Source organism: Luteibacter sp. P4_D7_3, from assembly GCF_056401735.1.
In genome coordinates this window covers 1-10,243 of sequence record NZ_JBFUIT010000130.1, presented here as the reverse complement: position 1 = coordinate 10,243, position 10,243 = coordinate 1, and the positions used below count along the sequence as shown (strand labels likewise).

The window sequence follows — 10,243 nt, the reverse complement described above, 5'->3', positions numbered from 1 at the left end:
GCGCTGGCCGCCTCGGTCGAGCAGCCGAGCGAGCATCCGCTCGCCTCAGCCATCGTGTCTGCGGCGGAAGCCGAGCGGTTGGTCATCCCGAAGATCACCGGTTTCCAGGCGGTGGTCGGTCGCGGCGTCAGCGGTCGTGTCGATGGGCACGATATTGCGCTGGGTAACGCGGATCTCATGGAGGACGAGCGCGTCGATGTTGCCGCGGGCCGCGATGTCGCTGACAAGGCTCGCTCGAAGGGTGCCACCGCGATGTACATGGCGATCGACGGCCGTCTCGCTGCGGTGCTGGCCTTGGCTGACGCGGTGAAGCCCTCGACGAAGCCGGCGCTGGATGCCCTGCACGCGGCGGGTGTGAGGCTGGTCATGCTGACGGGCGACAACGAAGCGACGGCGAAGGCAGTGGCCTCGACGCTACCTATCGACGAAGTGCACGCGGGTGCCTCGCCCGAGGACAAGGCGAACATCGTCAACGCCTTGAAAGCGGGTGGTGCGAAGGTGGCCATGGCGGGTGATGGCGTGAACGATGCTCCGGCACTGGCTGCGGCGGATATCGGTATCGGCATGGGTAATGGCAGCGACATCGCCATTCAGAACGCGTCGGTGACCCTGTTGAAGGGCGATCTTGCGGGTATTGCGCGTGCCCGTGCGCTCTCTGAGGCGACGGTGAAGAACATCCGGCAGAACCTGTTCTTCGCGTTTGTCTATAACGCGGTGGGCGTGCCGTTGGCGGCGGGGGTGCTGTACCCGGTGTTCGGCATCACGCTGTCGCCGATGATTGCGGCGGTGGCGATGAGCCTGAGTTCGGTGTCGGTGGTGGGGAATGCGCTGCGCCTGCGGCGCGTCACCATCTAAAGCAGGTCTCTGGCCTTCTGTAGGAGCCGATTCATCGGCGAATGGGTGCTCGCGGCAAGCACCCAATCGCCGATGAATCGGCTCCTACAACAGCATGAGCGATTACTTCTTGTCGAACGAGGGCGGGGCGTCTGCCGCTTTCGTTGCCCAGGCCTTGTTCGGCTTATCCGACAACTCGAACTCCAGCTTGCCGCCCTTGAGCGCGAAGGACTCGGGCAGCCACGACTTCGTGCTGACCTTCCCGTCGACCTTCAGGGCCGTGACATAGGGCTTGCCCATGCCAGCGTTCGGCGCTTCGATCACGACATCGCCATCCGGTCGATGCACGGTGGCCTTCGTAAACAGCGGGCTGCCCACGACCATCTCGGCACGACCCGGAATGGACGGATACACGCCCAGTGYGGCGAAGACGTACCACGACGACATCTCGCCAAGATCGTCATTGCCCGGAATGCCGTTGGGGGCATTCACCCAGATGGTGTCGAGCACGCGGCGCACGAGTTCCTGCGTCTTCCACGGCTGRCCGGCGAAGTTGTAGAGCCAGGGCGTGCCGATGGACGGTTCGTTATCCAGCTCCGCATGCAGCGGGCCGGACTTGGTGACGGCGAACGTGCCGTCCGGCTGGTAGAAGAACGCGTCGAGTCGCTTGCGCGCCTTCTCGCGTCCGCCCATGGCGTCGAACAGACCGCCGACGTTGAACGGCACCATCCACACGTACTGTGCCGCGCTGCCTTCGACGAAGCCGTCTTCGGTCGACGGCGTGAACGCATGCGGGGCCTCCTTGTCGTCGTCCTTGATCAGCGCCCAGTTGCCGTCCGCGTTGCGATTGCGGATGTAGCCGCCTTCGGGCGTGGCCTTGGGGTCGAACAGGTTGCGCCAGTACTGGGCGCGGCTGAGGAAACGCTGTGAGGTGGCCGTGTCACCGAGGCGCGCTGCCAGTGAGCTGATGCCGAACTCGGCCGCGACGGTTTCCAGCGTGTCGGCAGCCGGTCCCCATGCGGGTGCGCCGACCGGGATGTAATGCAGCTTGAGCCACGCATCGAGGCCGGGACGCTGGCCGACGCATTCGACTTCGCAGCCGTCGTGCGACAGGTCGAGGGCGGTCGGGTTGTCGGCGGCGTGGACGAGCGAGGCGAGGGCGCCCTTGGCGTCGAAGTCGCGGCCGCCGAAGGCATAGATGCCTGCGACCGMGGCGGCGGCGGGATCGCCGTTCATGACATGCGTGCCGCCGTTGTTGTGCGTCCAGCGGTCCCACACGCCGTTGTTCTGTTGGGCCTGGTTGTAGAGGCTCTGCGCGATGTCGCTCGCTGTCTTCGGCTCGAGCCAGGCGACCATCGGCAGCTGGGAGCGATAGACGTCCCAACCGGAGAAGTTTGCGTACTGCGCCTTCTGGGTGCCGGCGACCTTGTGCACCTTGTTGTCGAAACCGGTGTACTCGCCGTTAACGTCACTGAACACGTTGGGGGTCATCAGTGAGTGATAGAGCGCGGTGTAGAACACGGTGCGCTGGTCCGGCGTGCCGCCTTCGATGTCGATATGTGACAGGCGTGCGTTCCACGCGTCGACCGCCTTGTCACGCAGCGCTTCAAACGTCGTTCCCTTCGGGTTTTCCGCGTCGAGGTTGGCCTGCGCGTTCGCGGTACTCACATACGAAATGCCGACGCGCACGTTGACCGCGCTGGTGCCCTTCGCAAAGCCGACCCACGCACCCGAACCCTTGCCGRCATCCGGAAAACCTTTCTCGCCGTAACCCGTGCCGCCTTGCGCCTGCTTTCCGCCCTTGGTGACGGTGGTGTCCTGCCAGGTGCCCGTGGTCGCGAAGGGCTGGTCGAATTCGATCACGTAGTGGACGGTGTAGTAGCTGCGACGATCCGCTTCGTTGATGTAGCCGCAGAAGTTGCCGCTGGTGACGTCGCCGCTGATGCGCTGATGGGCCGGGTCGATGGTAACCGTCGCCTTCTCGGAGCCCGATTCGGAATCCGAAGCGCGCACGAGCACGTTGACTGGCTTGCCGGCAGGGAAGGCGAAGCGCGCCGCGCCCGAATGCAGGGCCGCGGTGAGGTCGGTGGTGACGCCGTTATCGAGTGTCACGTGGTAGTGACCGGCCTTGGCCACCTCGTTCGCGTGCGAGAACTTCGACGCATAGGCGTGCCGGAAGTCGGTCGACGGAGAGGTCGTCACGTCCTCGCTGATCGGCATGATCGGCACGTCGCCCGAGCCGCCGGCACAACCCCAGCCTTCGACATTGGTCAGGCTGAAGCCGCGGATCGCGTCGGCGCGGTATTCGTAGCCACCCGGTGCGGCGATCGGCGACTTCTTGCCGGGGAGCGGCGAGGCTTCCGGGGAGAACTGCAGCATGCCGAAGGGCACGACGGCGCCCGGAAACACATTGCCGCCGTTAGCCGTGCCGATCAGCGGATTGACGAGGGCGGCAGGACCGGAGGCAGCGGCGACGGCCGCGGGCAACAGGGCGGCGGCAAGGACGAACGGGTGCATCGCGCGCAAGGGCAGATCTCCGTGGGACCGGTATTTATATCGATTGAAATACGAATCGAGGCCCGGGTCGTGTGCCAACGGTCATGGATGCGCTGCACCATGCCGTCAGCCGGGAGAGCGTGCTACCAGAGGATCCCGTCGATCGGCTTCGCCGGCTCGAGGCCATGCGTTTCGCCGAGTGCGTCGCGCAGGTCGATCTCGATGCCGCGGGTGAGCGTGGTGAGGGGCACGTCGTCTTCGAGGTTCTCGAAGGGGTTCTGCATGTCGTTGCCGATCTGCAGCAGGGCGAGGAAGAGGAAGCCGGCCACCGTGGAACCCAGGGGCGTGTACAGGCCCAGCGTCTCGACGAGGCCGAGCGGGAGGAGGATGCAGAAGCCATGCGTGAAGATGGCGGGGTAGGTGGCGTACTGCTGTGGCAGCGGCGTGTTCTTGATTCGCTCCATGCCGCCCTGGGTGTTGGAGATATCCGAGAGCGTGCGCGCGAGTGCGGTCAGCAGGATCGGATCGGGCTTTGCGTCGGCGATCAACGTACCGGTGCGCGCGTGGATCGCGTTGGGCACGTTGGTGACGCCGCGCAGCCTTTCCACCTCGTCAGCGGGCAGGCGCGCCGATAGTTCGTCCCACGGCGCCTGCCGGCGCAGGTGCAGCCGCAAGGCATGCACATAGGCGATCTGGCGATGTGCCACGGCGACCGCGGCGGCGCGCTCCGGCAGCATGGTCAAGGCCTCACGGGCAAGCGTGCGCGAGGCGTTGACCATCGCGCCCCAGAGCGTGCGCGCCTCCCACCAACGCGCATAGGCGGTGGTGTTACGGAAGCTCAGGTAGACGGCCACGGCCGAGCCGAGCAGCGTGAGGGGGAGGGCCGGGAACTCCGCGGTCCACCGGGGATGCATCACGAACCAGAAAGCGGTCACGGCCACGTCCCACGCAAGCAGCCAGATCAGCGGCTTGCCCACATACCGCAGGATGTGGCCCAGGTGCGCGCGGCCGGGAAGGATCACGCCTTGTGCTCGCGCTTGATCGCTTCGGACAGGGGAATGAACGTGTTGTCCGTTTCGTCGAGCACGGTGATCGTGCCGTCACCGATGTCGTAGACCCAGCCGAGCAGGTTGATCGCATCGTTGGCGAGCGCGGCCGCGACGGCGGGGTGGGATCGGAGATGGGTCAGCTGCAGCCGGATGTTCTCTTCGATCACGGCCTGCATGGCATCGGCGCCCTCGAGCTTGCGCGCGAACACGGCGCTCTTGGCCGCCTGCGCATTGCGCAGCCAGGCTTCGACCGTGGGCAGGTCCTTGGTGGAGTCCGGGTTGAGCAGGCCCTTCATGGCGCCGCAATCGGTATGGCCGCAGACCACGACATGCTGCACGCCAAGCACCATCACGGCGTACTCGACCACGGCGGACACGCCACCGAGCATCTCGCCGTAACCCGGCACGATATTGCCGATGTTGCGGCAGACGAAGAGTTCGCCCGGCTGGGTCTGGGTGATCATCTCCGGCACCACGCGGGAGTCCGCGCAGGTGATGAAGAGGGTATGGGGGGTCTGGCCTTCGGCCAGCTCGCTGAACAGCTTGCGGTTTTCCGGCTCGGGGAAAACCTTGTGGCTGAAGTCCTCGACGCCCTTGAGCAGGCCGAGGAGGCTGTCGTCGCGCGGAGTTTCCTGGGTCATTTTCGTTGCCTTGGAAAAGCTAGGCGAACAGTTTAAGACAAACGCAGGGGGCTGTATGTGGGAGCCGCTTCAGCGGCGATGGGGCTCGCGGCGACCTGGCCCGCTGCCGCGGGATCGCCGATGAATCGGCTCCCACATAGAGCATCGCCGATGAATCGGCTCCCACATAGAGCATCGCCGATGAATCGGCTCCTACAAAGGAAAAAGGCCGGCCGGGTTTCCCCGGCCGGCCTCAACACCCAGAGGCTTAGGCCTCGGCGTCTTCCTTGTACGCATCGATCGGGATGCAGGCGCACATCACGTTCTTGTCGCCGTAGACGTTGTCCACGCGGGACACCGGCGGCCAGTACTTCGACAGCCTCAGCGAGGGCAGCGGGAAGGCAGCCAGTTCGCGCCGGTAGGCGTGGGTCCACTCGGTGCCCGTGACCATGGTGGCCGTGTGCGGGGCGTTGCGCAGCGGGTTGTCCTCGCGGTCCAGGCGACCGTCGTCCACCGCACGGATCTCGTCGCGGATCTGGATCATGGCGTCGATAAAGCGGTCCAGTTCGTGCTGGGATTCGCTCTCGGTCGGCTCGACCATCAGCGTGCCGGCGACCGGGAAGCTAAGGGTCGGGGCGTGGAAGCCGAAGTCGATCAGGCGCTTGGCGACATCTTCCGCGCCGACGCCGGTGGCGTCCTTGAGCGGGCGCAGGTCGAGGATGCACTCGTGGGCGACAAGGCCATTACGACCGGTGTACAGCGTGTCGTAGTGCGGTGCGAGGCGCTTGGCAATGTAGTTGGCGTTGAGCAGGGCCACCTGGGTCGCCTTGCGCAGGCCTTCGGTGCCCATCAGCGTGATGTACATCCAGGAGATCGGCAGGATCGAGGCCGAGCCGAAGCTGGCGGCGCTGACCATGCCCACGTCGCCCTCACCACCGAAGGTACGCGGCAGGAACGGAGCGAGATGCGACTTGACCGCGCACGGGCCGACGCCCGGGCCGCCGCCGCCGTGCGGAATGCAGAAGGTCTTGTGCAGGTTGAGGTGCGAGACGTCCGAACCCCACTTGCCCGGCTTGGCCACGCCGACCAGCGCGTTCATGTTGGCGCCGTCGGTGTACACCTGGCCACCATGCTTGTGCACGATGTCGCAGATGGCGACCACGTCTTCCTCGAACACGCCGTGCGTGGACGGGTAGGTGATCATGATCGCGGCGAGGCGGTCCGAATACTTCTCGGCCTTCTCACGAATATCGTCGACGTCCACATTGCCGTTGGCATCGCAGCGCGTGACCACGACGGTCATGCCACACATCTGCGCCGACGCCGGGTTGGTGCCGTGCGCGGATTCCGGAATCAGGCAGATGTCGCGATGGCCTTCATTGCGCGAGCGGTGGTAGGCGCGGATGGCGAGCAGGCCGGCGTATTCACCCTGGGCGCCGGAGTTCGGCTGCAGGCTCACCGAGTCGTAGCCGGTGCACTCGACAAGCATCGCTTCCAGCTCGTCGATCAGCTGCTTATAGCCCTGGGCCTGGTTGGCCGGAGCGAGCGGATGGATGTTGGCGAACTCCGGCCACGTCACCGGAATCATCTCGGCGGTGGCGTTGAGCTTCATGGTGCAGGAGCCGAGCGGGATCATGGTGCGATCGAGCGCGAGGTCCTTGTCGGCAAGGCCACGCAGGTAGCGAAGCAGTTCGTGCTCGCTGTGGTGCGTGTTGAATACCGGATGCTGCAGGAAGTCGGTGTTGCGCAGGAGGCCCGACGGCAGGGCATCGGCCGTCGCGGCATCCAACGTGTCGATGTCGTTCGCGTTCGCGCCGAAGACGGAAGCCAGCGTGGCGACGTCCGCCCGCGTGGTGGTCTCGTCGAGGCTGATGCCGACGCTGGATGCGTCAATGGCGCGCAGGTTGACGTTCGCAGCCGCGGCCTTGGCATGGATCGCCTTGGCATCGACGCCGGTCACGTGGAGCGTGTCGAAATAGTCGCCACCCACAGCCACGCCGGCCTTGCCGAGCGCGCCGGCGAGGATCGCGGTGAGGCGATGCGTGCGACGCGCGATGCGGGTAAGGCCTTCCGGACCGTGGTACACGGCATACATGCTGGCCATGACGGCGAGCAGCACCTGCGCGGTACAGATGTTGGAGGTGGCCTTCTCGCGGCGAATGTGCTGCTCGCGGGTCTGCAGGGTGAGGCGGTARGCCGGCTTGCCTTCGGTGTCGACGGAGACGCCGATCAGGCGGCCCGGCATGGAACGCTTATAAGCGTCGCGGCAGGCGAGGTAAGCGGCATGGGGGCCACCGAAGCCGTACGGCACGCCGAAACGCTGTGTGTTGCCGACGACGATATCCGCGCCCCAGCTACCCGGGGAAGCAAGCAGCGTCAGGGCGAGTAGATCGGTGGCGACGCAGACGATACCGCCGCGCGCGTGGGTCGCGTCAGCCAGCGCCTTGTAGTCGTTCGCACGACCGAAGGTATTCGGGTACTGCAGCAGCACGCCGAAGCTGTCGACGGTGGCGCCTTCGGCGTCATCACCGACGTGCAGCTCGATACCGATGCCATCGGCGCGCGTGCGCAGTACTTCGAGCGTCTGCGGGTGCACATCCTTCGAGACGAAGAAGACGTTGGACTTCGACTTGGCCGAACGCTTGGCCAGCGTCATCGCTTCGGCGGCCGCGGTGGCTTCGTCGAGCAGCGAGGCGTTGGAGATATCCATGCCGGTGAGGTCGGCGACCATCGTCTGGAAGTTGATCAGCGCTTCCATGCGGCCCTGCGAGATCTCCGCCTGGTACGGCGTATAGGCCGTGTACCACGCCGGGTTCTCGAGCACGTTGCGCAGGATGACGTTCGGCGTGAGCGTGCCGTAGTAGCCCTGGCCGATGAAGCTGCGGAAGACGGTGTTGCGGTCGGCGATGGTGCGGATCTTCGCCAGCGCTTCTTCCTCGGTCACCGCGGCAGGCAGGGCGAGCGGGGCGGGCGACTTGATCGAGCCGGGAACGATGGCGTCGGTCAGCGCGTCCAGCGTGTCGTGGCCGACGACGCGGAGCATCTCGGCGATCTCGGCATCGTTCGGACCGATGTGGCGTTCGATGAACGCGCCATGGTTCTCGAGCTCACGCAGCGAAGGAGAGTTTTTCTGGCTCATGACTTGGAGGCATCCGAAAGAACGTGCCGTGCCGGCACGTGGGGCGCCCCTCTGTCCTTTTGCCTGAGAGTTTGGAGGCTTAGGAAGCCTCTTGCACCTTCGGCGCCGGATTTAACCGGTCTCTCCAGAGTGATGAAGCACGCCGGTGGTCATGGGGGCCTGAGCGATTACGGGCGTTGCGCCTTCGGCAGCGGATCCCTCCGCTTCTCCCACCGGGTGTTGCTGGCGGGGATTATACAGGCGGCGGCCGCCACGGTGCGTCAGTCTGCTCCCGTAGCGCCGGACCCGAAGGGCTCAAACAGTCATATAAATCGTGTGCGATTGAAGCGTAAGCGCTACACCTGTCGAAGTGCGCTAGGCGCGGAACTGCTCGCGCATGAAATGCATATAAGCCTCCTCCGAAGTCTCCCGCCGCGCCTTCACCAAGGGCTGGATATCGTCCGTCGCCACATAGCGCAAACGGTCGGTGCCATCCGTCGTCGCCTCGAAGATCACCTTGGCGACATCTTCGGAGGTGGCATGGCGGCTGGCGCGTAGACCCTCGAACACTTTGCCCGTGGCCGTGACGAAGTCTTCGTAGCCCGCGGGTACGGAAGCGCTGCCGAACTCGTCCGATGATCGTGCGCCGAACTTCGTGTCGAGCACGCCGCCGGGCTCGACGATCTTCACTGTGATGCCCTGGGAGGCGAGTTCGTATGACAGAGACTCGGAGAACCCTTCCAGTGCGAACTTGCTCGCGTTGTACAGCGAGATCATCGGCAAACCGAAAACGCCGGCGCCGGAACTCACGTTGATGATGGTGCCGCGACGGCGCGCGCGGAAATGCGGGAGGAGGGCGCGAGTCACGTCCATCGCACCGAACACGTTCACGTCGAACTGTTCCTGGATCTTCTCGCGGCTGGCGCCTTCGAAGATGCCGAACAGACCGAACCCGGCGTTGTTGACCACCGCGTCGATACCGCCGAAGCGATCGATGCCTTCGACGATGGCGCCGTCGATACTCGCGAGGTCCTGAACATCGAGGCGGGTGACCAGGATGTTTTTGTTGGCTGCCAGGTCGGCTCCGGCATCCGGGTTGCGCATGGTGGCGACCACCTGCCAGCCATGTGTCGCGAAGTGCAGGGCGGCAGCCTTGCCAAAGCCGGTCGAAGCGCCGGTAATGAGGACGGTCTGGGTCATGACGAATTCCTGTGGGTGATCCCAGACAAACTAGTTGCGTCCCGGTGTACTAACAATCAGGCTTATCCGGGACGTATCGATGCGGGATTTCGCACAATGCACAAGGCTGGTCTCATTGAACTGCAGGCGGTGCTCGCTGTAGCGACACACCAGAGCTTCCGCCGTGCTGCGATAGCCGTGGGTATGTCGCCGTCGGCCCTCAGTCATGCCGTCGCTGCCCTGGAACAGCGCATGGGCGTGCGTCTTTTCAATCGCACCACGCGAAGCGTGTCCCTGTCCGAGGCGGGCGAGCAGTTCGTCGCGCGTATCCGCCCGGCGCTCGGTGAGATCTCCGCGGCGATGGAAGCGGCCAACGCCTTCCGCGACAGTCCGACCGGCACCCTGCGCATCAACACGTCCGAGGGCGCGGCTTCGATGATTCTCGAGCCGATGCTTTTCGAATATGTGCGCCGTTTTCCTGAGATGCGCCTGGACATCGTTACCGAGGGCCGCCTTGTCGACATCGTGTCCGAGGGCTTCGACGCAGGCGTGCGGATTGCGGCAGACGTGCCGCAGGACATGGTCGGCGTGCGCTGCACGGGTCGCCTGCGCTTCATGGTGGCCGGCTCGCCCGCGTACTTCAAGGACCGACGCAAGCCGAAGGTGCCCGAGGATCTTCTGACACACACGTGTATCCGTAGCCGTCTTCCCAGCGGCACCTGGTACCGCTGGGAATTCGAGAAGCGCGGGCAGGAACGCCGCATTGACGTCGACGGACCGCTCGGGCTCGACAGCCACCACCTCATGGTCGCGGCGGCCCTCGACGGCATGGGCTTGATATGGACCAGTGAGTGGAACGTGGCGCCTTATATCGCTGACGGTCGCCTGGTGCCCGTGCTCGAAGACTGGTCTCCGTACTTCGATGGCCTGAGCGTCTACTACCCCCC

At 65.1% G+C, this 10,243-nt stretch carries 7 protein-coding genes and 1 riboswitch; of the genes, 2 read left to right on the top strand and 5 right to left on the bottom strand.

Annotated elements, in window-relative coordinates:
- Window positions 1–855, top strand: an 855-nt coding sequence (locus tag AC1DSN_RS12600) for an HAD-IC family P-type ATPase (protein WP_477330948.1), incomplete at its 5' end; no start/stop codon positions are given.
- Between the two features lie 102 nt (window positions 856–957).
- On the opposite strand, the gene AC1DSN_RS12595 is transcribed toward AC1DSN_RS12600, so the two are convergent.
- From AC1DSN_RS12595 to AC1DSN_RS12575, 5 genes are all read right to left on the bottom strand, one after another.
- Window positions 958–3,351, bottom strand: a complete 2,394-nt coding sequence (locus AC1DSN_RS12595; protein WP_477330950.1) for a GH92 family glycosyl hydrolase — start codon at window positions 3,349–3,351, stop codon at window positions 958–960.
- 122 nt (window positions 3,352–3,473) lie between these two features.
- Entirely contained in the window at window positions 3,474–4,352 is an 879-nt protein-coding gene (locus AC1DSN_RS12590) for a bestrophin family protein (RefSeq protein ID WP_477330946.1), read from the bottom strand.
- Window positions 4,349–5,020, bottom strand: a complete 672-nt coding sequence (locus tag AC1DSN_RS12585) for a carbonic anhydrase (protein ID WP_063570854.1) — start codon at window positions 5,018–5,020, stop codon at window positions 4,349–4,351. Before AC1DSN_RS12585 ends, AC1DSN_RS12590 begins: the two co-directional genes overlap by 4 nt.
- Before the next feature lie 247 nt (window positions 5,021–5,267).
- Window positions 5,268–8,138: an aminomethyl-transferring glycine dehydrogenase gene (gene gcvP, locus AC1DSN_RS12580; protein ID WP_477330944.1), complete on the bottom strand. Its 2,871-nt coding sequence runs from the start codon at window positions 8,136–8,138 to the stop codon at window positions 5,268–5,270.
- Between the two features lie 41 nt (window positions 8,139–8,179).
- Window positions 8,180–8,276, bottom strand: a riboswitch (glycine riboswitch).
- A gap of 216 nt (window positions 8,277–8,492) precedes the next feature.
- Window positions 8,493–9,317, bottom strand: a complete 825-nt coding sequence (locus AC1DSN_RS12575) for an SDR family oxidoreductase (RefSeq protein ID WP_477295834.1) — start codon at window positions 9,315–9,317, stop codon at window positions 8,493–8,495.
- Between the two features lie 96 nt (window positions 9,318–9,413).
- On the opposite strand from AC1DSN_RS12575, the gene AC1DSN_RS12570 reads away from it, so the two are divergent.
- The coding region (locus AC1DSN_RS12570; protein ID WP_477330942.1) for a LysR family transcriptional regulator at window positions 9,414–10,243 on the top strand (830 nt) is incomplete at its 3' end.

Coding starts and splice junctions, on each gene's coding strand:
- AC1DSN_RS12575 (WP_477295834.1), bottom strand. CDS start 9,317: ATGACCCAGACCGTCCTCATTACCGGCGCTTCGACCGGCTTTGGCAAG.
- AC1DSN_RS12585 (WP_063570854.1), bottom strand. CDS start 5,020: ATGACCCAGGAAACTCCGCGCGACGACAGCCTCCTCGGCCTGCTCAAG.